24 protein-coding genes and 1 pseudogene are annotated in these 22,564 nt (G+C 68.0%); 10 read left to right on the top strand and 15 right to left on the bottom strand.

The features are described from left to right. Positions 1-464: 464 nt before the first annotated feature. From NOV86_RS23240 to NOV86_RS17450, 11 genes and pseudogenes are all read right to left on the bottom strand, one after another. A pseudogene (locus NOV86_RS23240) lies at positions 465-596 on the bottom strand (proton-conducting membrane transporter); the annotation flags it as partial. Beyond that, positions 593-862, bottom strand: a complete 270-nt coding sequence (locus NOV86_RS17495; protein WP_267643010.1) for an NADH-quinone oxidoreductase subunit J — start codon at positions 860-862, stop codon at positions 593-595. The gene NOV86_RS17495 and the pseudogene NOV86_RS23240, both read right to left, overlap by 4 nt. A 54-nt stretch (positions 863-916) precedes the next feature. Beyond that, positions 917-1,378, bottom strand: a complete 462-nt coding sequence (locus NOV86_RS17490; protein WP_267643009.1) for a NuoI/complex I 23 kDa subunit family protein — start codon at positions 1,376-1,378, stop codon at positions 917-919. Next, positions 1,375-2,448 carry a complex I subunit 1/NuoH family protein gene (locus tag NOV86_RS17485; RefSeq protein ID WP_267643007.1) on the bottom strand — a complete coding sequence of 358 codons (1,074 nt, stop codon included), beginning with the start codon at positions 2,446-2,448 and terminating at the stop codon, positions 1,375-1,377. The genes NOV86_RS17490 and NOV86_RS17485 overlap by 4 nt, the downstream gene beginning before the upstream one ends. Further along, positions 2,448-4,118 (bottom strand): NADH-quinone oxidoreductase subunit D, encoded by a 1,671-nt coding sequence (locus NOV86_RS17480; protein ID WP_267643006.1) that lies wholly within the window; start codon positions 4,116-4,118, stop codon positions 2,448-2,450. The genes NOV86_RS17485 and NOV86_RS17480 overlap by 1 nt, the downstream gene beginning before the upstream one ends. Next, the gene (locus tag NOV86_RS17475; protein ID WP_267643004.1) at positions 4,115-4,816 is read right to left on the bottom strand and encodes an NADH-quinone oxidoreductase subunit B; all 702 of its coding nucleotides are present in this window, start codon (positions 4,814-4,816) and stop codon (positions 4,115-4,117) included. Before NOV86_RS17475 ends, NOV86_RS17480 begins: the two co-directional genes overlap by 4 nt. Beyond that, positions 4,813-5,229, bottom strand: coding sequence for an NADH-quinone oxidoreductase subunit A (locus NOV86_RS17470; RefSeq protein ID WP_267643002.1), 417 nt, complete (start codon positions 5,227-5,229; stop codon positions 4,813-4,815). The genes NOV86_RS17475 and NOV86_RS17470 overlap by 4 nt, the downstream gene beginning before the upstream one ends. 191 nt (positions 5,230-5,420) lie before the next feature. Next, positions 5,421-6,062, bottom strand: a complete 642-nt coding sequence (locus NOV86_RS17465) for an AIR carboxylase family protein (RefSeq protein WP_267643000.1) — start codon at positions 6,060-6,062, stop codon at positions 5,421-5,423. Next, a complete protein-coding gene (locus NOV86_RS17460) occupies positions 6,059-7,261 on the bottom strand; it encodes a 5-(carboxyamino)imidazole ribonucleotide synthase (RefSeq protein WP_368408781.1) in 1,203 nt (400 codons plus the stop codon). Before NOV86_RS17460 ends, NOV86_RS17465 begins: the two co-directional genes overlap by 4 nt. Beyond that, a complete protein-coding gene (locus NOV86_RS17455) occupies positions 7,254-9,392 on the bottom strand; it encodes a flippase activity-associated protein Agl23 (RefSeq protein WP_267642996.1) in 2,139 nt (712 codons plus the stop codon). Before NOV86_RS17455 ends, NOV86_RS17460 begins: the two co-directional genes overlap by 8 nt. Before the next feature lie 91 nt (positions 9,393-9,483). Next, on the bottom strand, positions 9,484-9,663 hold the full coding sequence (locus NOV86_RS17450; protein WP_267642995.1) for a DUF7550 family protein: 180 nt from the start codon (positions 9,661-9,663) through the stop codon (positions 9,484-9,486). 93 nt (positions 9,664-9,756) lie between these two features. On the opposite strand from NOV86_RS17450, the gene hisF reads away from it, so the two are divergent. Both hisF and NOV86_RS17440 read left to right on the top strand, forming a co-directional pair. Then, on the top strand, positions 9,757-10,572 hold the full coding sequence (hisF, locus tag NOV86_RS17445; protein WP_267642993.1) for an imidazole glycerol phosphate synthase subunit HisF: 816 nt from the start codon (positions 9,757-9,759) through the stop codon (positions 10,570-10,572). Positions 10,573-10,659: 87 nt separating this feature from the next. Continuing rightward, the gene (locus tag NOV86_RS17440; protein WP_267642992.1) at positions 10,660-11,439 is read left to right on the top strand and encodes a spore germination YkwD domain-containing protein; all 780 of its coding nucleotides are present in this window, start codon (positions 10,660-10,662) and stop codon (positions 11,437-11,439) included. 72 nt (positions 11,440-11,511) lie between these two features. Here the strand turns inward: NOV86_RS17440 and NOV86_RS17435 are convergent, their stop codons facing one another. Further along, positions 11,512-11,796 carry a DNA-directed RNA polymerase subunit L gene (locus NOV86_RS17435; protein WP_267642989.1) on the bottom strand — a complete coding sequence of 95 codons (285 nt, stop codon included), beginning with the start codon at positions 11,794-11,796 and terminating at the stop codon, positions 11,512-11,514. Positions 11,797-11,898: 102 nt separating this feature from the next. On the opposite strand from NOV86_RS17435, the gene NOV86_RS17430 reads away from it, so the two are divergent. Beyond that, positions 11,899-12,897, top strand: coding sequence for a hypothetical protein (locus NOV86_RS17430; RefSeq protein WP_267642988.1), 999 nt, complete (start codon positions 11,899-11,901; stop codon positions 12,895-12,897). Between the two features lie 24 nt (positions 12,898-12,921). Here the strand turns inward: NOV86_RS17430 and dph2 are convergent, their stop codons facing one another. Both dph2 and NOV86_RS17420 read right to left on the bottom strand, forming a co-directional pair. Further along, positions 12,922-13,959 carry a diphthamide biosynthesis enzyme Dph2 gene (dph2, locus tag NOV86_RS17425; protein WP_267642986.1) on the bottom strand — a complete coding sequence of 346 codons (1,038 nt, stop codon included), beginning with the start codon at positions 13,957-13,959 and terminating at the stop codon, positions 12,922-12,924. Positions 13,960-14,092: 133 nt separating this feature from the next. Next, positions 14,093-14,596 carry a DNA-binding transcriptional response regulator gene (locus NOV86_RS17420; RefSeq protein ID WP_267642985.1) on the bottom strand — a complete coding sequence of 168 codons (504 nt, stop codon included), beginning with the start codon at positions 14,594-14,596 and terminating at the stop codon, positions 14,093-14,095. 173 nt (positions 14,597-14,769) lie between these two features. Between NOV86_RS17420 and NOV86_RS17415 the strand changes: the two genes are divergently transcribed. From NOV86_RS17415 to NOV86_RS17400, 4 genes are all read left to right on the top strand, one after another. Next, positions 14,770-15,495, top strand: coding sequence for a helix-turn-helix domain-containing protein (locus tag NOV86_RS17415; RefSeq protein WP_267642984.1), 726 nt, complete (start codon positions 14,770-14,772; stop codon positions 15,493-15,495). Positions 15,496-15,575: 80 nt separating this feature from the next. Continuing rightward, positions 15,576-15,974, top strand: coding sequence for a YlbF/YmcA family competence regulator (locus NOV86_RS17410; RefSeq protein ID WP_267642982.1), 399 nt, complete (start codon positions 15,576-15,578; stop codon positions 15,972-15,974). Between the two features lie 61 nt (positions 15,975-16,035). Beyond that, positions 16,036-16,680, top strand: coding sequence for a triose-phosphate isomerase (tpiA, locus tag NOV86_RS17405; RefSeq protein ID WP_267642980.1), 645 nt, complete (start codon positions 16,036-16,038; stop codon positions 16,678-16,680). Between the two features lie 170 nt (positions 16,681-16,850). Continuing rightward, on the top strand, positions 16,851-17,474 hold the full coding sequence (locus NOV86_RS17400) for a toll/interleukin-1 receptor domain-containing protein (RefSeq protein ID WP_267642978.1): 624 nt from the start codon (positions 16,851-16,853) through the stop codon (positions 17,472-17,474). Here the strand turns inward: NOV86_RS17400 and NOV86_RS17395 are convergent. After that, positions 17,471-18,460, bottom strand: coding sequence for a J domain-containing protein (locus NOV86_RS17395; protein WP_267642977.1), 990 nt, complete (start codon positions 18,458-18,460; stop codon positions 17,471-17,473). The two genes, NOV86_RS17400 and NOV86_RS17395, sit on opposite strands and share 4 nt — an antisense overlap. Before the next feature lie 219 nt (positions 18,461-18,679). On the opposite strand from NOV86_RS17395, the gene NOV86_RS17390 reads away from it, so the two are divergent. The 3 genes from NOV86_RS17390 to NOV86_RS17380 all read left to right on the top strand — a co-directional run bounded on the left by NOV86_RS17390 (position 18,680) and on the right by NOV86_RS17380 (position 22,319). Then, positions 18,680-21,001, top strand: a complete 2,322-nt coding sequence (locus tag NOV86_RS17390; RefSeq protein ID WP_267642976.1) for a heavy metal translocating P-type ATPase — start codon at positions 18,680-18,682, stop codon at positions 20,999-21,001. Positions 21,002-21,072: 71 nt separating this feature from the next. Beyond that, on the top strand, positions 21,073-21,750 hold the full coding sequence (locus tag NOV86_RS17385; RefSeq protein WP_267642975.1) for a PH domain-containing protein: 678 nt from the start codon (positions 21,073-21,075) through the stop codon (positions 21,748-21,750). Next, the gene (locus NOV86_RS17380; RefSeq protein WP_267642973.1) at positions 21,747-22,319 is read left to right on the top strand and encodes a PH domain-containing protein; all 573 of its coding nucleotides are present in this window, start codon (positions 21,747-21,749) and stop codon (positions 22,317-22,319) included. Before NOV86_RS17385 ends, NOV86_RS17380 begins: the two co-directional genes overlap by 4 nt. The last annotated feature ends 245 nt before the right edge of the window (positions 22,320-22,564 follow it).

Raw genomic sequence — 22,564 nt, 5'->3', positions numbered from 1 at the left:
CCGTCGGCGGCGACGCCGGCCGCGGAGCTGTTCCCGACCGAGTCCTCGCTACCGAGGCCCAGGCCGAGCGCCGAGACGACCTCGCCGCCGACCTCACGGCGGGCGAGCATCACGGCGCCGACCAGGGCTGCGACGAGCACCAGGTCGATGATCTCGAACGCGACCAGGAAGGACTCGCCGGGCACCGTCGGCTCGGCGGTGCTGCCGAGGCCGAACAGGTGGTAGCCGAGGTCGTCCGTGACGCCGCCGTCGACGTCGCTGGTCGCCGCGTAGACGTCTCCGTCACGCGTGAACAGCGACGCCGAGGCGTTCGTCGAGTCGGACAACGTGACGTTCTTCGTCTCGCTGTCACCGTCGACGACCACCGCGTACGTCGAGCCGCTGGCCTGCTTGATCTGTGCGTACGCGCCACCGTCCGTCTGCTGGGTGGCGATCTCGTCCGCCGGCCCGAGCTTGACGGTCGCTTCGTTGAAACCCTGTTCTTCGCCGGTGATGGGCGCGTTGATGAACACGGCCGCCATCACGACGAACAGCGCGACCGCGACGAGACCGGGGACGAGATGGTTCCCCAGTTTCAGTTTCGGTCGTGTTGTCATCTCTGTACCACCTCCGTTTCGCCTTCGTCTCGTACGAGCATCACGGCGAACGTGATGAGGATGAGGACCCCGCCAACGTAGACGAGTACCTGCATCGCAGCGACGAATTCTGCGTTCTCCATCACGTAGAAGACCGCGACGCTGAGTAGCGCGGTGCCCAGAAGGAGTGCGGAGTGCCACACGTCCTCCACGAGCACGACGCCGAGGCTACTTCCCACCGTGACGATGGCGAAGAGCGCGAAGGCGACGAGTTCTGCGGTTACCATTGTTTTGAGTTCTCCATTCGATGTCTGTTGAACATTTCGAGACGTTCGTCTCGACTAGTGGTAATCGACCTCGCCATCACCCTCGCCGATCCACGCGCCACGATCGGGCTCGCGGGACTCGAGTGGGTCGATGTCCTTGTACCACGGGACCGCACGAAGCTGGTCCTTGTTGTACACCAGGTCGTCTTTCGTGTCGCCGGTGAACTCGAAGTTCTGCGTGAGCAGAATCGCGTCGACCGGACACACCTCCTCGCACAGCCGGCAGTAGATACACTGGCCGATGTGGAGGTTGTACTGTTCACCCTGTCGCTGTGCGTCCGTCACGATGTGGATCGTGTCGTTCGGACACACGTTCTCGCACTGGCGACACCAGATGCAGCGTTCCTGGCTGAACTTGTGCACACCGCGGAACCGCGGCGACACCTCCGGAGCCGTCTCCGGGTACTCGACCGTGAAGGTCTCGTTGTCCAGTGCGTGCTTCATCGTCACCGCCATGGATTTGAGTATACCGATCATGCGATCACCCCCACGAGGAGTGCGGTCAGCAGCAGGTTCGCGAAGGAGAGCACGAGCATCCCCTTCCAGCCGATCTCGATGAGCTGGTCGATGCGAACGCGCGGGACCGCCGAGCGCGCCCACTGGGTGAACAGGAACACGCCCCAGATCTTCACCGTGAACCAGATGAACCCGATGGATTCCGGGCCCGGCCCGGACGGGCCGCCCAGGAACAGCGTCGCGACGATGGCGCCGCCGAGGAAGATGTGCAGGAACTCACCAAGGTAGATGAGGACGAAGTAGACCGAGGAGTACTCGGTCTGGTACCCTGCGACGATCTCGGTCGGTGCCTCGGGGATGTCGAACGGGTTCCGTCCGACCTCCGCGAGGTTCGCGATCATGAACAGCACGAACGCGAACGGGTTCACGAACGCGAACCACGAGGGGATCGAGAGACCGGCGATGGTCACCAGGCTCTCCTGCTGGACGGCGACGATCTCGCTCATCTGGAGCGACTGCGAGAACAGCACGACGGACACGCCCGTCAGGACGAGCGGAATCTCGTACGCGATGTTCTGTGCGATGGCACGCAGCGCGCCGAGCATCGAGTACTTGTTCGCCGACGCGTAGCCGGCCATCGTCAGGCCGAGCGTCGCGATGGAGGCCACCGCGAACACGTACGCCAGGCCGGCATCGGGGTCGGCCAGGTGGATGTTCAGCGGGCCGAGGCCACCCATCGGGATGACCGCGAAGCCGAGCAACGCAGAGCTGGCGATGATGAGCGGCGCGAGGTCGTACGCCGGGCGGTCGACGTCCTCGGGGACGATGAGCTCCTTCGAGAGCAGGCGGAGCGCGTCCGCCGGGATGGTCCCCAGGCCGAACGGCCCGATGCGGTTGACCGCGATGCGGTCCGTGAACGCGGCGGTGATCTTCCGCTTCGCCCACGGGCCCGCGACGCCGGTGTAGGCCAGCATGACGCTGCCCACGATGAACGCCGCGAGGAACGCCGCGACGGCGTCACCGAGCACGCCGTAGGGCGCCAGCCCGAGCGCGTTCTCGATGGTCTCCGGGAAGAGGACCGTATCTGCCATCAGCGGTCCACCTCCCCGAGCACGATGTCGAGGCTACCGAGCGCGGCGACCAGGTCCGGGATGTACTCGCCCTGTGCCATCTCGGGCAGCGTCTGCAGGTTCGAGAAGCACGGGCTGCGGATCTTGAACCGGGCCGGCTTGTCGGTGCCGTCGGCGCGGATGTAGATGCCGAGTTCGCCCTTCGCGCCCTCGACGGCGCGGTAGGTCTCGGTGTCGTCCTCCGGCTTGAGGGTGCGCGGGACGTTGGACTGGATGGTCCGGTCGTCCTCGGGCCACTCCTCGAGCAGGTCGACACACTGTTCGATGATCTTCGCGGACTCCTCGACCTCGCGCATGCGTACGAGGACGCGCGAGTAGTTGTCGCAGCCGTCCTCGGTGATGACGTCCCAGTCGAGCTCGTCGTAGTAGCCGTATGGGTCGTCACGCCGGAGGTCGTAGTCGATACCCGACCCGCGGGCGACCGGGCCCGTCGCACCGTAGGACTTGGCCGTCTCGGGGTCGAGGTAGCCGGTGTCGATGCACCGGAGCTGGAAGATCTCGTTCGACGTGATCATGTCGTGGTACTCCTCCAGTTTGCCCGGGAGGTCCTCGAGGAAGTCACGCGTCTTCTCGAAGAACTCCTCGCGCGGTTCCGGCAGGTCCCACGCGACACCGCCCAGGCGGAAGTAGTTGAACATCATCCGCTGGCCGGTGAGGTCCTCGAGGATGTTCTGGACGACCTCGCGGTCGCGGAACGCGTACTGGAAGATGGCGGTGAAGTCACCGTAGACGTCCAGCGCGAACGTCCCGAGCGCGAGCATGTGCGCCGCGATGCGGCACAGCTCGGCGGACATCGTCCGGATGACCTGTGCGTACTCGGGCACCTCGATGTCCGCGAGGTCCTCGGCCGCGCGGGCGTACGCCCACTCGTTGAGGATGCCGGCGGAGACGTAGTCCCACCGGTCCGGGTACGGCATGATCTGGTGGCGGTAGGTGCCCTGCTGGCACATCTGCTCCTCGCAGCGGTGCAGGTAGCCGATGTCGGGGTCGACGTCCGCGACCTGCTCGCCGTCGAGGACGGTCTTGACGTGCAGGACACCGTGGGTCGCCGGGTGGTGCGGACCGATGTTGAGGAACATCGTGTCCGACTCCTCGTCCAGGTGGTCGTCACGGATCGGGTTGTCCCACTCGCCCAGCGTGACGATCTGTGGCCGGTCCTGGTCGTAGTCCATCCCGAGCGGGTGGCCCTGCCACGTCTGGGGCAGCAGGATGCGGCGCAGGTCCGGGTGGTTCTCGTAGTTGATACCGACGAGGTCGTAGGCCTCGCGCTCGTGCCAGTCGGCGGTGCGGTAGGCCGCGTTGCCGGACTGGCTGACGGGGTTGTCCTTCGAGGCGGGCACGACGACGCTGACCTCCTGGGTCGGGTCGTCGAACTTCTTCAGGTGGTAGATGGACTCGTAGCGGTCCTCGTACTCCTGTGCCGTCACGCAGGAACAGTGGTCGAAGCCCGCCTCGTCGCGCAGGGCGAGCAGCGTCTCTTCGACCTCGTCCGGGCGCACGACGACGGACTGGTCGGCGTTCAGGTGCTCCTCGGTGTCGAGGACCTTGTCGCCGAGCAGTTCGAGGATGGCGTCGCCGTCGACGTCGCCCTCGGCGGTGACCATCCGTTCGCTGGGTTTCTCCAGGCTCATGGCGAATCAGCCCAGTTGTAGCGCATTGCGAGTGTGTCCTCGTCGATCTGCTCTGCGAGCTTGTCGACGACCTCGTCGCGCTCCATGTCGCCGAACTGCTCGAGCTCGTACGGTTTCACCGTCACGGGCGCGGACTCGCCGTTCGCGATGCGTTCCTGGAGCTTCGCGACGCCGTAGATGAGCGCCTCCGGCCGCGGCGGGCAGCCCGGGACGTGGATGTCGACCGGGATGACCTCTTCGGCGCCCTTGATGACGTTGTACCCCTCCTGGAACGGGCCACCGGAGATGGTACACGAGCCCATCCCGACGACGAACTTGGGCTCGGCCATCTGGTCGTAGACCCGCTTCATCCGGGGGGCGAACTTCGAGACGATGGTCCCCGGCACGATGATGACGTCCGCCTGTCGCGGCGATGCCCGGGGCACACCCGCGTGGAAGCGGTCGAGGTCGTGCTTGATCGCGTAGGTGTGGATCATCTCGATGCTGCAGCACGCGATACCGAACTGCAGCATGAACATCGAGGACCCGCGGACCCAGTTCATGAACTTGTCGAACTTCGTGAGGATGAACGGCGTGGAGCCGAGTGCATCCCGAAGCCGCGAGTTGAACCGGTCGTCGAGTCCTTCGCCCATCCGGGCTTCGCGCGTCTTTGTCAGCGCGTCTGTACTCGTACTGTCTGTGGGGTTGTCGCTACTCATCGTTCTGCCTGTGCTCCCTTTCTTTGTTCAGCGCGCGGGCTACGCGCCCACTTGACTGCGCCATTGCGCCATGCCCATGCGAGGCCGACCACGAGAACGCCGATGAACACGAGCATCGGTGCCAGCACCGTCACGAGTCCGACGCCGCCTTCGAGAGCAGAGCGATAGATAACCGTCCACGGGAAGATGAGGACGGTCTCGATGTCGAAGACGACGAACAGGAGCGCGACCATGTAGTACTGGATGTTGAACCGGATGCGCGTCCCGCCGGTCGGAACCTCGCCACTTTCGTAGGTGGCGCGTTTACTGTCTTCTGGGACGGAAGGTCTGAGGAGTGCCGAAACCGCCATCATACTGAGCGGAATCAGCAACCCAACCAGAGCCAGCGCCCCGATGGCTATCCATGGATTCATGCCGTTTACTCCGTAACATCCGGGGCTTTGAAGCGCACCCATATAAGGGTTGATTCTTGCGATTTTCGGGTTTTCTACCGTGTAGGACCCCCGGAAAAACGAAGAGCCGAACAGTTGGGATAGTTTACGTAATCGACGGTTAGTCCTGACGGTTCGGTACCACGCCGACCGGGGTGCCCCCGGTGGGCGGGTCAGTCGCGACGGTCCTTGAACCCGGGCGTCCCGAGTTCGTGGAGGTCACGGGACGTCCGGGCGACGTCGCCCTTGAGCCCCTCGTGGTAGTCGACGAGGCGCTCGCGCAACTCGTCGTGCTGCCGGGAGAGGACCATCGCCGCCGAGAGCGCCGCGTTGAACGACTTCCCGGCGTCGACCGCGGTCAGGGGCGCGCCCTGGGGCATCCCGATGACGGAGTCGACGGACTTCTCCTGGACGGGGACGCCGATGACGGGCAGCGGGTAGGCGATGGAGGCGGTCATGTTCGGCAGGTCGGCGGACTTGCCGCCGGCACCGGCGATGATGACGTCGATGCCGCGGGCCTCGGCGGTCTCGGCGTAGGCGTACATCAGTTCGGGCGTCCGGTGGGCCGAGACGACGTACGTCTCGAAGGTGAACCGTTCCGCGGGCGGGTCGTCGTAGTCGGTGACCTCGGCGAAGCCGAGTTCGTCGACGAGCGCGTCGTAGGCGCCGCCGCGGCCCGTCTCCGAGCCCATCATCACGTCGAGGTCCGAGTCCGACCCCATGACGATGCCGATGTCGGGCGTCTCGTCGGCGGGTCGGTCGCGCTGTGCCTCTGCGTGCAGGTCGTCGATGAGGGAGTCCAGTTCGTCGGTCATCGGAACGTGAGGTCGTCGACGAGCATGCGGGTGCCCGTCAGGAGTTCGTCGGTCGATTCGTCCGCGGTCGCGATGCTGGTGACGTGGCCCATCTTCCGGAGCGGGCGCACCTCGCGCTTGCCGTACCAGTGCAGCGACGCTCCTGGCGTGTCGAGGACGTTCTCGACGCCTGCCAGCTCGGCCTCACGTGATTCGTCACCGGTTCCGAGGATGTTCTTCGAGACGGTGTTCGCGCGCAGGTCGGTCGCGCCGAGCGGCCAGCCGAGCACCGCCCGGACGTGCTGCTCGAACTGCGAGGTGACCGCGCCCTCGATGGTCCAGTGCCCGGAGTTGTGCGGGCGCGGGGCGATCTCGTTGACGAGGATGTCGCCGTCGCGGGTCTCGAACAGCTCGATGCCGTAGATACCACGGCCCTCCATGAGTTCGAGCACGTCGCGAGCGACCGCCTCGGCCTCCTCGACGACCTCGTCGTCCGAACCGGCCGGGACGATGGTCTCGCGGAGGATCTCCTCCTCGTGGACGTTCTCGCCGACGGGGAAGGTGGCGACCTCGCCGTCGCCATTGGCGGCGATGACCGAGACCTCGCGCTCGTAGTCGACGAAGGACTCGAGCATCGCGGGGCCGGCGACGGCCTCGATGGCGTCTGCGGCATCCTCGCGGTTCTCGACCGGGACGTTCCCCCGGCCGTCGTAGCCGCCGGTCCGGGCCTTGAGCATCGCGGGGGCACCGAGGTCGTCGATGGCCGCGCGCAGTTCGTCGGCCGTCTCGACCGCCCGGAACTCCGGGACGGGGATGCCGGCGTCGGCGAGTGCTTGCTTCTGGTGGAGCTTGTCGTGGATGAGTTCCAGCGTCGCCGGCTCGGGGTGACACGGGACGCCCGTGTCGGCGCTGACCTCGTTCAGCGCCGCCTGGTCGGCGAGTTCGATCTCGAAGGTGAGGTAGTCGGCGCGTTCGGCCAGGTCGCGGATGGCCGACTGGTCGTCGAAGTCGGCGACGAGCTGGTCGCGGGCGACCGGCGCTGCCGGGCAGTCGGGCGTGGGGTCCAAGACCACCACGTCGACGCCCAGGGGTGCGGCGGCCTCGGCCAGCATCCGCCCGAGCTGGCCGCCGCCGACGACGCCGAGCGTCGGCCCTGGTAGGGTCGCGGGCATTGTGGTCGGCGGTTCCACAGCCCGGCGCTTAACGCTTGCTTTATGCATCGACGTGTACCGACTGGCGGTCGTCGGACACGGATGTATTCACGAACACGACTGTAACGGTGTCACCCGCGGTCAGGTTGAACGCGTGGCGGTCGTACCCCGCGGGCAGGGCATCTCCGACCGCCTTCGTGTTCGTGACGCGGGTGACGACGACCGGGGGATTCGAATCGAGGTGCGCCTCCAGCTCGGAGACGTTGCGGACACTCGCGGTCTCGGCACCCGCCCGCGCGGTGTACCACGGGAGCGGGAGCCGGTGGTACCAGTTCTCGTTCTCGGCGTAGACGGTCCAGCTCCCGTTGCGCCAGCCCGCGCCGTTCGTGACGGGAAGGCTGTCGGCCGCACTCTCGTTGTCCATCGCGAAGAACGACCCGTAGTACACCACGTCGGGACCACCCTGGTTCTCGGCCGCCGCCGTCTCGATGGCCGCGGCCACCGGCTCGATGCCGGTCCCGGGCTGGCCTCCCTGGACCAGCGGGTTCTCGGCGCTCGTGGGGTAATCGTAGACCGTCGTCGCCACGGTCGCGCCCGAGAGCCCGACCGTGAACACGAGGACGACCACCACGAGGCTCGCGGACACCATGCGCCGGTCGGCCACGGCGTGCCGGCCCCAGCGCCAGACGACGCCGACGCCGACCGCGGCCGGAATCGCCAGCGGGACGAGCATGTGTGCGGTCGCCCACTGGCCCTTGACCGCGACGAGGACGGGGTAGGCGAGCACGCCCGCGAAGCCCCAGTAGCTCGCGAAGGAGACGAGGTCGCGCTGTGCCCCGGCCCCGTAGCGGTCCGCGAGGAACCCGACGACCGCGAACAGCAGGAGGACGAACGCGCCACCCCGGAGCGCCTGCGCGAAGAAGACGAACGAGTCGAGGAAGCTCAGGTCCTGGGCGTTGCCGAGGTACAGCGCCGACAGGTCGGCCCAGCTGTCGAACAGGGCCGCCTCGACGACCCCCGGCAGGAGTGCCGGGTCGGTCAGGGCGGCCCCGAGCCCGTCCGACCCACGGGGCGCGAAGAGGAGGACGGTCACCAGCACGAACAGCACCGCGGCGAAGACGGTCGGAGCGCGCCAGCGGTGGAGCGCCCGCCCCACGTCGGAACCCCGGAAGACGACGGCCAGCACGTAGCCGGCCAGCACAGTCCACGTGAGGGTGTACACCAGCAGTATCGACCCGACGCCGCCGAGCAGCGCGAGCACGCCGGCGGCGCCGACGAGCACACTCACGTCGAATCCCTCGCCGTCTCCGGGGACGACCCAGAGCGTCCCGCGGATGGCGACGAGCAGCAACACGATGGCGAGGAACCGCGACTCCACGAACAGGGCGACGACGACCGGGTTCAGGAGCGCGACCAGCCCGACCGGTCCGTCGACGCGCTCGGCCAGCCACCCCGGGACCGGGTTCGCCCCGTCCTCGACCGGGTCGTAGTCGGGGTGGCGCCAGAACAGCCGGTGGTCGAGCACGAGCAGACCGGCGACAGCCCACGTACCGACGTACAGCAGCGCGGTCTCCTGCGAGGCGACCATCAGCGCGGCGCCGACCGCGGCCGCGTAGAGGTACCACGGCGAGCGCGTCTCGGCGAGTCGCACGAGAAGCCCCAGCGTGAGCAGGGCGAAACCGGCGACGAGCACGTCGGCCCGGGCGAACCGCGAGTAGTAGACGAGCGCCGGGGTCGCCGCGAGGAAGCCGCCGAACGCGAGCACCTCGCCGTCGCGCAGGTGGTCGCGGAAGAGCCACGCGGTGAGTGGCACGAGCCCGCCGACGACCGCGACGACCAGCCGGAGCAGCGCATCGGACGGCCCGAAGGCCGAGAAGAGTAGTTCGTTCGCGTGCGCGAGCAGTGGGCCCTGCATGACCGGCCGGTACGTCCACGCCCCGGTCTCGACGTAGGTCAGGACCCCGTACCCGAGCCGCGCCTCGCTCCAGTGTGCCGGGCGGCGACCGAGCCAGAGGAGCCGCCCCGCCAGGGCGAGCGCCGTGATGGCGAGCAGTCCCCACAGCAGCCAGCGGTTCGCGGTCGCGGTTCGCTCGGGCGTCCGGAGCCGGACCGCGTCGAGGAGTCGGTCCGTCGTCTCGCCCGTCTCCGTCCCACCGGGCCCGCCTGCGTGCTCGTCGGTCCCCACCGGATCCGCAGCCATTGGCGACGGAAGCGTCTTCCGAGGTTGAAACCTTTTGGGTTCGCGACGGTCGGGACTCGGGGACGTGGCGAAGACTGCAGAACGGAGTGACTCAGATCAGCAGCAGGGGGACGGCCATGGTGACGATGATGCCGACGAGCATCGTGACGAAGCCGATGCCGGCCGCGCTCGTGTCGAAGTCCTGCATCGGGGAGGTCACGCGCCCGTCCTCGTCGCCGTGGTCGTGGTGGTCGTCGTGTCCGTGGTCAGCGTGCTCGGTCTCGTCGCTCATACGCCGGAGTACCCCCACTGGCTACCTGAAAGTATCGAAACTGACCACGGTCGAAACGGTCAAACGCCACACGCCCGAACCCCCACGTAGTAGATGCCCCTCACGAAGCGTATCATCCCCTGTATCGACGTGGACCTGGACGAGGACGGCAACGCCGCGGTGTACACCGGCGTCAACTTCGAGGACCTCGAGTACACCGGCGACCCGGTCGAGATGGCCCGGCAGTACAACGAATCCGGCGCGGACGAGTTCGTCTTCCTCGACATCACGGCCTCGGCGGAGGGCCGCGAGACGATGCTCGACACGGTCAGTGCGGTCGCCGACGAGGTGTTCATCCCCCTCACCGTCGGTGGCGGCATCCGGACGAAAGAAGACATCAAGGAGACGCTGCGGGCCGGCGCGGACAAGGTCTCCATCAACTCGGGCGCGCTCGAGAACCCGGACCTCATCAACGAGGGCGCCCGCGCCTTCGGCAACCAGTGCATCGTCATCTCGGTCGACGCCCGTCGCCGGTACGACGACGACGGCGAGTACTACGCCACGGTCGACGGCGAGTCCTGCTGGTTCGAGTGCACCGTCAAGGGCGGGCGCGAGGGCACCGGCCGCGACGTCATCGAGTGGGCACAGGAGGCCGAGGAACGCGGCGCCGGCGAGCTGTTCGTCAACTCCATCGACACCGACGGCACCAAGGACGGCTACGACATCCCGCTGACGAAGGCGGTCTGTGACGCGGTCGACACGCCCGTCATCGCCTCCTCCGGCTGTGGCGGCCCCGAGCACGCCCGCGAGGTGTTCGAGGACGCCGGCGCGGACGCCGCCCTCGCCGCCTCCATCTTCCACTTCGACGAGTACTCCATCCGCGAGGTCAAGGAGTACCTCGACGACCACGGCGTCCCGGTCCGGCTCTGACCCGGCAACCACGGGCCCGTTCTCGGCCGTTTCTCGTCCCGTCGAACGGCAGGTATTTCCACGTGACACCGTACTGTAGGCTAGAGAATGGGCTGGGAGTGCGACAACTGCGGGACGGTCTCGACGACACCGCCCTGCGACGAGTGCGGGCACGAACACGGCGAGTACACCGGCTTCGTCTGGGTCTGTACCGAGTGCGGCAAGCAGTCGACCCGGAACAACCCGCCCTGTGTCCGCTGTGGCAACATGGGCCTCGAGAAGCGCAAACCGGACTACGAGGACGTCGAGTCCGAAGCCGCCGGGGTCGGGTGGCTCACCGTCGCCAGGCCCTTCGCCCCCCTCATCGCGGTCATGTTGCTCGTCGCTGCACTCTTCGCCACGGGGGTCGTCCCGTTCCCCCTCGGCGACCAGACCCCGACCGTCGAGAACGTCCCGGGGAACGCGACGACCGCGAACGGCATCGACCTCGCGGCGGTCGAGACGAACGTCCACCGGCAGGTGAACGACTTCCGGGCCGAACAGGGCGAGAGCGACCTCGCGGAGGACGAGACGCTGGCCGCGATGACGACGTTCGCCAACCAGCAACGCGTCGCCGAGGACTACGAGGGCGGGCAGGTCCGCGGCGGCCTGGGCGAGTTCTCGCCGGGCTGTGAGCCGCGAGGGTACTTCTTCGGCTCCGTCGACGGCACCGACGGGTCACGCATCGGCGACTACGAGACCACCCAGGAACTGGCCGACAGCGTCGCCCAGTCGCTGCTCACCGGCTCCCAGTCCAGACAGACGGTCCTCGACGCGAACACGACCTACGCCGTCGACGTGCACGTCGCGCCCGACGGCCGCATCTACGTGGCCCACCTGTTCTGCTGAGGCTCCCGTCGACCCTGACCGAATGCGTCGCTCACTGTCGAGACGGCCGAGACGAGGAGACTGGTCGAAGAATCAGGCCGCGTTCTCGAACGCGGTGCGGAACGCGTCGGTCTTCTCCTGCACGCGCTTTGCGGCGGTCTCCAGCGCGTCGAGCGGGGCGGTCCCCTCGTACGTCTTGACGGTGAGGATGGGCTCTGTCTGCCCACCGGACTGCTCGGGGTTCATGTCGTAGGTCGCGGCACTGACGCCCTCCGTCTCCAGGAGCGCACCCTTGAGGACGTTCATGAACGTGTGGTCCTCCCCAGCGATCTCGACGTGGAGTTCCTGCTCGAGGTTCTCCGTGACGGTGAGTTCCATGTGTCCTCGTGGTCGGTGGCGGCGTTTACAGGTTTCGGAACGTGTGTGGCGCCTGGTGCACGCGGCAGAAAGCATTTACAATCGTTCGGACACGTCCAACGTGTGAAACGACGTGCCCTCCTCTCCACGCTCGCCGTCGGCCTCGCCGGCTGTGCGAGCACCCTCCCCGGCTCCAGCACGGAGTCGCAGACCACGACCAGCCCGCCCACCAGCCACACCGACACGCACACGACGACCCACCCGACCACCGGCGACCAGACCACCGCGCTGGAGCCAGCCGATATCGGTGTCCCCGCCTCCGAGACCGACTGCCCGGTCCACGGCGAGGAGAACACGAGCCGCGTCGTCTGCTGGCCCGCGATGGCCGACTCGCCGCTCGTCCTCTCGGCGTCCGGGGACAGCCTCTCGCTCCCGACCGGCGACCTCGCGTTCACCCTGCGGAACGACACCGAGACGACATTCACCACGAACTTCTACGACTGGCGGGTCAGGAAACGGGTCGACGGCGAGTGGTACAGTGTCGCGCCACGACGCATCCCGGTCCCGGCGATGATGGTCGACCCCGCCCAGTCCCACACCTGGACCCTGACCGTCGACAACGCGGACACCAGCGCCCTCGCGTTCACCGAGGGGACCGCGGACGTGACCGTCGGCGGCCTCGGCGGTGGCGAGTACGCCTTCACCGCCGGCGGCTGGTTCGAGTCGACCGACCACGAGCACCAGACCGCCCTCGCGGCGCGGTTCAGCATCGAGGGACCCGCGGTCGAACTGGAGCCATCCGAGAAGGTCACGGGGACCACGCGCGACGGCGACGTGGTCACGGTCGACCGCGACCTCGAATCCGGTTACAACGGCCGGACGTGCGAGTACCGCGTCACCCGGGTCGAGAGCGCGGCCGACCCGTACGAGTTCATCACCGAGCAGGTACTCCGGATGCGGAACCTCCGAGATGCCCTCGCGTTCTTCGAATCCGGCGTCGAGACGGTCCGGTTCGTCGAGGAGAACGGCGCCTACCCGCCCTTCGGCATCGACGAGGCGCGCCACGTCGCGTACGACGGGCAGACCTACGAGATAACGTCGGAAGAACTGGAATCCGAGTAGGAGAGAGAAGCGCGTTTCAGCCGGTCACCACGTCCCGTGGAAGGTGTCGAACGCGAGGTCCTCCAGCGGTTCCTCGCCGATGGCGATCCTGTACTCCTGGGGCGTGAGCATCGGCTTGTGGAACTGCGGCCCGTCGTCGGTCGTGATACGCGGACAGCCCGTGTTCACGAAGGCGTCCATGTCGAAGTTGCGCAGCCTGTCGGGGGTGACCTCGTCCATCGTGATGAGGTAGGCGTTCTCGTTGTTGTCGACGATCTCCTCGGCGATCTCCCAGCGCCCCTGGCCGATCTTCGTACAGAAGATGACGCCGAACTTCTCGGCGTCCATCGCCTTGTGGACCGAGGCGTAGCGCTGCTTCATGAACTTCTCCGTGTCGGCCACGGTGAGGACGTTGTTGACGGGGTCGGCGATGACGACCGTCTTGTCGGGGTGCTCCATCGCGAGTCCGAGGGGGTGGAACTTCCCGCCGCCGACGTAGAGGATCTGGTCGGCGTCGATGTCCGCGGAGGCGTAGTTGCACCCGAGCACCTGCCCCTCGTGGGTGAGGCGGTCGTCGCCCTTGCGGGTGTGGACGTCGAAGCCCTGCTCCGTGAGCCACTCTTTCATCTCGCCGAAGCGGTTCATGTGCTGGGCGGTCGTGACGAGGCCCACGTCGCCCTCCTCGAGTTCCTCCTCGACGGCGCGCTCCATGATGGGGCGGACCTCGACGTTGGAGAACAGCGGCACGTAGATGATCTTGTCCGACTCCTTCATGGGGGAGTGGCCGAAGTGGACGAACACGTCGGTGCGGCGCATGAGGAAGGTGTCGAGGTCGCACGCGCCGTAGCAGGGCTGGCCGGAGATGAGGACGGTCACGTCCTCGGGCAGCAGTTCGCGGAGGTCGTCGGCGACCTTCGGGCCGCGGCGTTTCAGGCCCTCCGGGAACTGGAGGCCCACCTTGGTCGCGTCGCGCTCCTCGACCGCCTCGATGATGCGCTCGAGCTCGTAGTCCCACTCGCGGTCGTGCTTGAGGGACATGCCTGTGTTCCTGAGGTCTCCCTCGGAGAACGACTCGTTGCTCATTAGCATCGCATAACTGGGGCGGACGGTTAACTTCCGCGGTTCGGGAACGGCCGGTCTGTGGCCTATGTGCCCTGTTGTCGGGGAGAACGGTCCGGAGGCGTCCTGTCGAGTGCTGTGCGACCCTGCGGCGACGCTACGACGGGTCGATGGTGCGGAAGACCGCCTCGTAGTCCGCCGGCTCGAACCCGTCCTGGAGGTCGCGGGTCTCCGACCGGAGCCGGGAGAGTCGGCCGTGGTTGCCGGTCGCCCGGCGCGCGGCCGCCAGCAGCGCGTCGAGCCGGTCGACGTAGGTCGCCCGGGTCACGAGGCGCTCGACCACCTGCCGGAGTTCGGCCTCCCGGACCGGCGAGGACAGGCGCGCGTCGTAGGGGAGGTCGTAGCTCGCCGAGGAGGCGAGCGAGACCACCGCGCATTCGCGGCCGTGGCGGCCGACCATCCGGACGAGTTCGTCGTGGGTCGCCCGGCCGACACCGCCCGCGACGAGCACGACCGCTGCCCGTTTTGCGGTCGCGAGCGCCTCGTCGAGGATGCCCGTGGCGACCACGTCGTAGTCGCCGTCCTCGAGCCACGCCGAACAGCGCTGTCGGATCAGTTCGTCGTCTGCGACGACCAGTACCATCGGGGTGCGCTCGACCATCGTAGTTTCCACGACGGCCCGAACGTATATCAAGTGGTGAGCCCGTTCATGAATCGTTCAGACCGTTCAAAATAGCGCGAAACAGGTGGACTCCGGAGATTCCTCCGCTCGCCGGTCCAGCGTCCGGCGGGCGGTCGACGGCTTTTATCGCACTGGCCGTGCAGTACCCACTGATGACTGGGCAGGACGACGCGACGGACGAGGCCGAGGTCCTCCGACTCACGCTGAAGGTCGCACACCCGGACTGCTGGTCGCTCCAGGTGACCGACCGGCACGACGGCGGCCTCATCAACCACGGGGCCTTCCCGCTCGCCGAGGGGAACATCAGGGGGCTGTTCACCGCGTTCGGGGACACCCGCGCGCAGGTGAACGACCTGGTCGAGGCGACGCGGGCCTCCGCCCTCACCGAGTCGGTGGTCGAACTCTCCAGCGGGCTGCAGACCCACGCCGAGGGGTTCGACCCCGGGAACGCGACCCAGGACATCTTCGTGGAGTACTCCGAGGAGGACAGCATCGAGCCGGCGCTCACCTCGGCCGGCTTCATCCACGAGGGGCCGGTCCGCATCTACGACGGGTACGAGTACTGGCCCGTGGTCGCCCAGTGCGACCGCGCCGACCTCGAGGAAAGACTGGCGACCGTCCGCGACCGCATGGACGCGACCATCGAGGTCCAGCACATCTCCTCGGGGCGGTCGCACTCCGGCGGGTCGACCCAGTACCTGCGCCTGCTCTCCCAGCGCCAGCGGGAGGTGTTCGAACTCGCTCGCCGGGAGGGCTACTACCAGTGGCCCCGCGAGGTGTCCCTGCAGGACCTCGCGGACGAACTCGACATCTCGAAGACGACGTTCACCGAGCACCTCCGCAAGGCCGAGGCGAAGTTGCTGAACGACATCCGGTGACGCCGGGCGTCGAACCGACGGATTCCTGCCGGGAATCTGCTTCCAACACGTTGAAACCCATCGGCTCCCAAGCCGCGTCCATGAGCATCGAAACGAGCGGGGACGCAGCCGAGGAGACGAACACGGTCGACGAGCGCGCCCGCGAACTCGGTGAGGCCATCCGCAACCTGCCCGAGTTCGAGCGGTTCCAGGAGGCCCAGGAGGCCGTCGAGCAGTCCGAGGAGGCCCAGGAGAAGATCGACGAGTTCGAGCAGGTCCGCCAGGAGTTCATGCTGGCGCGCCAGACCGGCCAGGCCTCCCAGGAGGACCTCCAGCACCTCCAGGAGACCCAGCAGGAACTGCACGACATCCCCGTGATGGAGGAGTACCTCGACGCCCAGAACCGCCTCGACGTGAAGCTCGAGCAGGTCAACGACACGCTCTCCGAGGTCATCGGGCTCGACTTCGCCGACGAGGCCTCCGGCTGCTGCAACGACTGAACCAGAGGCAAGCGCTGGCGGAACAGGTAGCTATTTTACCGACGCTCGTGGCGGTTACGACGTGTTCGTACTCGTCAACCTGAAGGCGTACCCGTGCGACCCGGTCGGGGTCGCGACGGCGGCAGCGAACGTGAGCGACGACTCTGGCGTGCGTATCGCCGTGGCCCCGCAGGCCGCGCACCTGCAGCGCGTGGCCGAGACGGGCGTCGAGACCTGGGCCCAGCACGTCAGCCCGGTCGAGCACGGCAGCCACACCGGGAGCACGCTGGCGGAGGCGGCCGCCGACGCCGGCGCGGTCGGCACGCTCCTGAACCACTCCGAGAACCGGCTGAAACTCGCGGACATCGATAGCTCGCTGCGCGCCGCCGAGCGCGCCGACCTCGAGACCATCGTCTGCGCGAACAACCCGCGCCAGATCGGCGCGGCCGCCGCCCTCGGCCCGGACTCGGTCGCGGTCGAGCCGCCGGAACTCATCGGCACCGGCACGCCCGTCAGCCAGGCCGACCCGGACGTCGTCACCGGCGCGGTCGAGGCTGCCAAGGCCGTCGACGAGAGCGTCGACGTACTCTGTGGCGCCGGCATCTCGACCGGCGACGACCTCGAGGCCGCGGGCGAACTCGGGTCGACCGGCGTGCTCCTCGCCTCCGGTGTCGCCAAGGCCGACGACCCGCGCGCCGCGCTCGAGGACCTCGTCTCGCCGCTGTAACTGCCACCACCGGGTCGCCCGGCGGGCCGGCAGGCCCGTATCTGTCAACCGATTGTCGCTGGTTCGCAGGGGAGCGACAGCGCCCGGCACGCCCTCGTGACCCCCTGTCCCCCGTCACGACCGACCCCGCCCGGAGTAAGGGTTTTGTACGTCTCGGGTGAGGTTCAGCTATGACCGACGCGCAGGTCTTCGTCACGCACGCGAGCGAAGACCTCGACCTGGCCCAGGACCTGTTCGGGACGGTCCGGAACCTCCCGGTCGGGGTCCACCTCGCCATGGAGGAACTCGAGGCCGGCCGGACGCGGAGCGACCTCAAGGGGCGACTCGCGAACGCCGACGTGGTCGTCGCCGTGCTCACCGCCGAGGGCGTCGCCGACCACTGGGTCAACCAGGAGATCGGCTTCGCCACGGCCCGCGGTATCCCGGTGCTCCCGCTCTACGAACCGCCCGTCGACCGGCCGGGCTACCTCGCGAACGTCGAGGGCGTCCAGCTCGACCGCGAGGAGGTTCCGGTCACCGTGTTCAACCTGCTCTGCCGGCTCCGGGCGGAAATCGCCCCGCTCGGGACGCTCTCGACCCCGAACTGGTACCTGGAGTTCCCCTGCAACTTCGAGGGCTGTGGCCACCGCGTGGTGCTCGACGTCGAACAGCAACAGAAGGACCTCTGGCAGCAGTACGAGCACAACCAGCCGCTCGTGGCGACCTGCGGCGAGTGCGGGTCGCGCTACCTCTTCAACCCGGGGACGCTCGGGTACGTCCGCCGGGAGGACCCCGCCGAGCAGGAGCAGGTCTAGAACTCGGATTCGAGGCGTTCGTACGCCCGCTGGACCCGCTTGAACGCCTCGCGGCTCCCGCCGGCGCGGTCGGGGTGGACGTCCTTGACCCGGTCGATGTAGGCGTCACGGAGTTCGCCGGCGTCGTCGACCGGCTCGATGCCGAGTGCGTCGTAGGCATCGGCACGCCGCATGCCGACCTCGGTGACGATGCCGCGGCTCCGGGCTATCTCGAGACAGTCGGGACAGAGGTTCTCGGTCCGGCTGTCGTTGATCTCGGCGGGGTAGAGTTCGACCGAGCACCACTCCTTGCACTGCGTGCAGAGGTTCCGGGTCTGGATCGCCTTCGAGGGGTCCTTCTCGGCGAGTTCCGACGCCGTCTCGCGCTCTGCGTCCTTGCGCTGCTCGTCGTCGACCTCGTCGGTCGCTGTCGGCTCGGGCGCGTGCTCCCGGCAGGTCGGACAGCAGAGGACGCTCGTCCCGTCCGAGAGCACGATCTCTTCGAGTTCGGAGACGGGGAACGTCGTGGTGCACCCGTCGCACTCGCGCTGTCGGTCGCCGAGTTCCGCCGTGGTGCTGACCGACTCCGCGTACCACTTGCACTCGGGACAGCAGATCGACTGGGTCCCACCCGGCATGTCGACGACGGCGAGGTTGTCGAGCGCGAACTCCCTCGAACAGCCGTCGCACTCCCGGCGGCGCTGCCCGAGTTCGGCGGTCGTCCCGACCGACTCGGCGTAGGTCCGACACTCCGGACAGCAGACCGACTGCGAGCCACCGGGCATGTCGACGACCGAGAGCTCCGAGAGCGGGTACGTCCGCGAGCAGCCGTCGCACTCGTGTTCGTCCCGGTCGAGTTCGGCCTTCGACCGCGCGGACTCGGCGAACCGCCGGCAGTCCGGGCAGCAGACCGACTGTGACCCCCCCGGCATCGTGACGGTCGACAGTCGCTCGACGGCGAACTGTCGGTCACATCCGTCGCAAGATTGCCTGTCGGCCACGGCCATCGCTCGAAGCGTTGGGTTTCATGGTATATGAGTTTTCAGTCCACGGCGAACGCGCCTGCTCCACGTCGGGCGGTCTCCGACGTTCGAGTTTCGCCCACCGCAGGCCCCCACCTCGCCACAGTGCTACTAACTAACAAACGCGATTTTGTTAAGAACTGCTATCCTGACCCGGTTCTGTAGCAGCCGAATTAATAACGTCCGGACGACTACCGTCAGGCAATGAGCGACGATTGCACGACCGAGTCCTGCGGCTGCGACGACGCCGGGACGGCCGGCACCGGGGCCGAAAGCGTCGCGGACGCGCCGGCGACCCTGCGGCTCGACGTGCCGGACATGGACTGTCCGTCGTGTGCGAGCAAGGTCGAGGGGGCCGTCTCCGGCCTCTCCGGCGTCCTCGCCGTCGACCCGCGGCCGACGACCGGGACCCTCGTCGTCGGCTACGACCCCGAGGCGACCGACCGCGAGACGGTCGTGGCGGCCGTCGAGGGCGCGGGCTACGCGGTCCGCGACGACGACGAGGACGGTGACGAGGCCGTCTGGACGAGTGCCCGCGGGCTGAAGACCATCGCCTCCGGCGCGTTCGTCGCGCTCGCCCTGCTGGTCATCCTCGTCCGCGTCAACCCCGTCGTGGTGACCGTCCTCGACCAGTCCTACGCCCTCTCGGACGTGCTGTTGCTCGGCGCGGTCGTCGCCGGCGGGCAGGTCATCCTCCGGAACGGCTACTACTCCGCCCGGACCCTGAGCCTCGACATCGACTTCCTGATGACGGCGGCCATCCTCGCCGCGACGGGCATCACCGTCTTCGTCCCCGGCGAGAACCTCCTCATCGAGGCCGCCTCGCTGGCGTTCCTCTTCAACGTCGCCGAGCTGTTAGAGCGCGCCTCGGTCCAGCGCGCCCGGCGCTCGCTGGACGACCTGCTCGACCTCGCGCCCGACACCGCGGTGGTCCGCCGCGACGGCGAGCAGGTCGAGATTCCGGCCGACGAGGTCCGCGTCGGCGAGGTCGTCCTCGTCCAGCCGGGGGAGAAGATTCCGGTCGACGGGGTCGTCCGCGACGGCGAATCCGCCGTGAACCAGGCACCCATCACGGGCGAGTCCGTCCCGGTGGACAAGGTCCGCGGCGACGAGGTGTACGCCGGCACCGTCAACGAACAGGGCTACCTCGAGGTCGAGACGACCAGCCCCGCCGGGGAGTCCACGCTGGCGCGCATCGTCGACCTCGTCACCGACGCCCAGTCGAACAAGACCGAGCGCGAGCGCTTCGTCGAGCGCTTCGCGCAGTACTACACCCCGCTGGTCACGGGGCTGGCCGTACTGGTCGCCGCGGTCCCGCCGCTGTTCTTCGGCGCGGACTGGGTCCACTGGGCGGTCAACGGCATCGGGCTGCTCGTCATCGCCTGCCCGTGTGCGTTCGTCATCTCGACGCCCGTCAGCGTCGTCTCCGCGGTCACCAGCGCCGCGAAGCGTGCCGTCCTCGTGAAAGGCGGGGACCGGCTGGAGACGATGGGCGACGTGGACATCGTCGCGCTCGACAAGACGGGGACACTCACGACCGGCGAACTCGCCGTCACCGACGTCGTGCCCCTCAACGGGAACAGCGAGGAGGACGTCCTCCGGTGTGCCCGCGGGCTGGAGAGCCGGTCCGAACACCCCATCGGCGACGCGATCGTCGCCCACGCCGCACGGAACGGGGTCGAGCACCGGGACGTGTCCGGCTTCGAGAGCCTGACCGGCGAGGGCGTGAAGGCGACCCTCGGCGACGTGCCCCACTACGCCGGCAAGCCCGGCCTGTTCACCGACCTCGGGTTCGACCTCGACCACGTCCACCTGACGACTGAGGGCGGCGTCAGCCGGCCCGAGATGCGCCGCCAGTGCGAGCGCGAGGGCTGTCTCGACCTCGTCGAGGACACCATCCCGCGCCTCCAGGGCGAGGGCAAGACCGTCGTCCTCGTGGGAACGGAGGACGCCCTCGAGGGCGTCATCGCGGTCAGCGACACCATCCGGGACGACGCGGTCGAGACCGTCGCCGCCCTCCGCGAGCGCGGCCTCTCGGTCGTGATGCTCACCGGCGACAACGAGGGGACGGCCCGGGCCGTCGCCGAGCAACTCGGCATCGACGAGTACCGCGCCGACCTGCTGCCCGAGGACAAGACCGACGCGGTCGCCGAACTCAAGGAGCAGGGGACGGTCGCGATGGTCGGCGACGGCGTGAACGACGCGCCCGCGCTCGCCACGGCCGACGTGGGTATCGCGATGGGCGCGGCCGGCAGCGACACCGCCATCGAGACTGCCGACATCGCGCTGCTGACCGACGACCTCTCCCGGCTCCCCTACCTCGTCGACCTCTCGCGGAAGGCAAACAGCGTCATCCGCCAGAACGTCTGGGGTAGCCTCGCGGTCAAGGCCGCACTCGCGGTCCTCATCCCGGTCTTCGCCATCCCGCTCTGGCTGGTCGTACTCGCGGGCGACGTCGGCATGACGACCGCCGTCACCGGGAACGCGATGCGGCTGGCCCGCGTCGCGCCCGACGAGGCGGACTGACCGCGGGTCGCAGGCCCCGACTCGTCTCGAATTCCCAACACCTTTGCTGACACGGGGCGCATCGACCCGGTATGAGCGACACCCCCGCGACCGAGTCCACCTACGACTGGTTGACGCTCGACGAGGACGAGGAGATCGTCTGGTCGGGCATCCCGGACCAGAAGAGCATCTACCCCGCCCTCATCATCGGGCTGCCGCTGTGTCTGGTCCTCGTCGGCATCCCCATCGTCGTCGGCGCGTACCTCCAGCGCGAGAACACGGAGTACGTCGTCACGACCGACGGGCTCTACAAGAAGACCGGCATCCTCTCCCGTGACGTCCAGAAGATCGACTTCGACAAGGTCCAGAACATCTCCTTCAGCGAGAGCTTCCTCGGCAAGCAGTTCGGCTTCGGGAACGTCGACATCTCCACCGCCGGCGGCTCCGGCGTCGAGATGCAGTTCATGGCCGTCTCGGACCCCAAGCAGGTCCAGGAGCTCATCAACAGGCGCATCAAGCAGGCCCGTGGCTCGCAGTCCGACGGCGAGGAGGACAAAGAGCAGGTGCTCGACGAGATACTGACCGAGCTGCGCGCCATCCGCGCGTCCTTCGAGGGCATCGAGGGGCAGGACACCGGCGCCGACACCGGCACCGCCGACGCCGGCGCCGCGCCCACCTCGCAGGGGCCGACCGGCGGCGCCGGTGAGGACGAACCGGGGGACCCGGCCGGCCGGCAGTCCGACGAGTTCGACTGGCAGGACGAGCGATGACCGGTCAGTGGTTCACGCCCGACGACGACGAGGAGGTGCTGTGGTCGGCGAAGCCCCGCATCCAGTCGGTCATCCCGGCGCTCGTCGCCGGGCTGGTCGCCCTCGCCGTCGCCGCCGGGTTCGCCTGGGTCATCGAGGAGCCACTCGTCATCCTGCCCGGGGTCGTCCTCGGCATCCTCCCGCCCCTCGTGGCGTACTTCCGCGTGGTCAACACCGAGTTCGTCGTGACGAACCAGGCCTGCTACCGGAAGACCGGCGGGCTCTCCCGGACAGTCCTCAGTGCCGACTTCGAGAGCGTCCAGAACTCCTCGTACGAACAGCCCGCGCTCGGGGCGTTGTTCGGCTACGGTACCGTCGAGGTCGACACCGCCGCCGGCGGCGGCACCGAGCTGACGTTCTGGAACGTCGAGGACCCCGGGAGCGTCCAGCGACTCGTGCTCTCACAGAAACAGCGCCACCAGTCGTCCGACGACATCCCCGGCAGCCTCGAGCAGTGGCAGGCGGTCCGGGACGAGGTGCGTCGGCTCAGGCGTGCGGTCGAACGGTCCGACGGAACGAGAACGCGATAACGGTACGAAAACCCACGGCGACCGTGTGTACATGGCCGCGCTCCCCCCGGGGCGCGACTGTGTCTGAAACCCCGCTAGCCGACCACGCAACCGCGTCGGTCGGCCCGGGATGACGACCGGGTCGCGAACCCCCATTCGCGTGTGACCCGGTGTGGCTGTGTGAACCGATGGGTCGTCACCTTCCCCCATGCCAGATCGGTGTCGAACCGGTCGTGACGACCCCACTATCGCCGTGGGCATACGTA

Source organism: Haloarchaeobius amylolyticus, assembly GCF_026616195.1.
Taxonomy (GTDB): domain Archaea; phylum Halobacteriota; class Halobacteria; order Halobacteriales; family Natrialbaceae; genus Haloarchaeobius; species Haloarchaeobius amylolyticus.
This window is presented reverse-complemented; position numbering and strand designations above follow the sequence as displayed.

Bases quoted from the DNA above. Each gene is read 5' to 3' on its own strand.
- NOV86_RS17490 (WP_267643009.1), bottom strand. From the start codon at position 1,378: ATGATCGGTATACTCAAATCCATGGCGGTGACGATGAAGCACGCACTG.
- NOV86_RS17410 (WP_267642982.1), top strand. From the start codon at position 15,576: ATGAGCATCGAAACGAGCGGGGACGCAGCCGAGGAGACGAACACGGTC.
- NOV86_RS17475 (WP_267643004.1), bottom strand. From the start codon at position 4,816: ATGAGTAGCGACAACCCCACAGACAGTACGAGTACAGACGCGCTGACA.
- NOV86_RS17420 (WP_267642985.1), bottom strand. From the start codon at position 14,596: ATGGTCGAGCGCACCCCGATGGTACTGGTCGTCGCAGACGACGAACTG.
- dph2 (WP_267642986.1), bottom strand. From the start codon at position 13,959: ATGAGCAACGAGTCGTTCTCCGAGGGAGACCTCAGGAACACAGGCATG.
- NOV86_RS17485 (WP_267643007.1), bottom strand. From the start codon at position 2,448: ATGGCAGATACGGTCCTCTTCCCGGAGACCATCGAGAACGCGCTCGGG.
- NOV86_RS17450 (WP_267642995.1), bottom strand. From the start codon at position 9,663: ATGAGCGACGAGACCGAGCACGCTGACCACGGACACGACGACCACCAC.
- NOV86_RS17470 (WP_267643002.1), bottom strand. From the start codon at position 5,229: ATGAATCCATGGATAGCCATCGGGGCGCTGGCTCTGGTTGGGTTGCTG.
- hisF (WP_267642993.1), top strand. From the start codon at position 9,757: ATGCCCCTCACGAAGCGTATCATCCCCTGTATCGACGTGGACCTGGAC.
- NOV86_RS17480 (WP_267643006.1), bottom strand. From the start codon at position 4,118: ATGAGCCTGGAGAAACCCAGCGAACGGATGGTCACCGCCGAGGGCGAC.
- NOV86_RS17440 (WP_267642992.1), top strand. From the start codon at position 10,660: ATGGGCTGGGAGTGCGACAACTGCGGGACGGTCTCGACGACACCGCCC.
- NOV86_RS17395 (WP_267642977.1), bottom strand. From the start codon at position 18,460: ATGGCCGTGGCCGACAGGCAATCTTGCGACGGATGTGACCGACAGTTC.
- NOV86_RS17435 (WP_267642989.1), bottom strand. From the start codon at position 11,796: ATGGAACTCACCGTCACGGAGAACCTCGAGCAGGAACTCCACGTCGAG.
- NOV86_RS17460 (WP_368408781.1), bottom strand. From the start codon at position 7,261: ATGCATAAAGCAAGCGTTAAGCGCCGGGCTGTGGAACCGCCGACCACA.
- NOV86_RS17390 (WP_267642976.1), top strand. From the start codon at position 18,680: ATGAGCGACGATTGCACGACCGAGTCCTGCGGCTGCGACGACGCCGGG.
- NOV86_RS17465 (WP_267643000.1), bottom strand. From the start codon at position 6,062: ATGACCGACGAACTGGACTCCCTCATCGACGACCTGCACGCAGAGGCA.
- NOV86_RS17400 (WP_267642978.1), top strand. From the start codon at position 16,851: ATGACCGACGCGCAGGTCTTCGTCACGCACGCGAGCGAAGACCTCGAC.
- NOV86_RS17380 (WP_267642973.1), top strand. From the start codon at position 21,747: ATGACCGGTCAGTGGTTCACGCCCGACGACGACGAGGAGGTGCTGTGG.
- NOV86_RS17495 (WP_267643010.1), bottom strand. From the start codon at position 862: ATGGTAACCGCAGAACTCGTCGCCTTCGCGCTCTTCGCCATCGTCACG.
- NOV86_RS17415 (WP_267642984.1), top strand. From the start codon at position 14,770: ATGACTGGGCAGGACGACGCGACGGACGAGGCCGAGGTCCTCCGACTC.
- NOV86_RS17455 (WP_267642996.1), bottom strand. From the start codon at position 9,392: ATGGCTGCGGATCCGGTGGGGACCGACGAGCACGCAGGCGGGCCCGGT.
- NOV86_RS17385 (WP_267642975.1), top strand. From the start codon at position 21,073: ATGAGCGACACCCCCGCGACCGAGTCCACCTACGACTGGTTGACGCTC.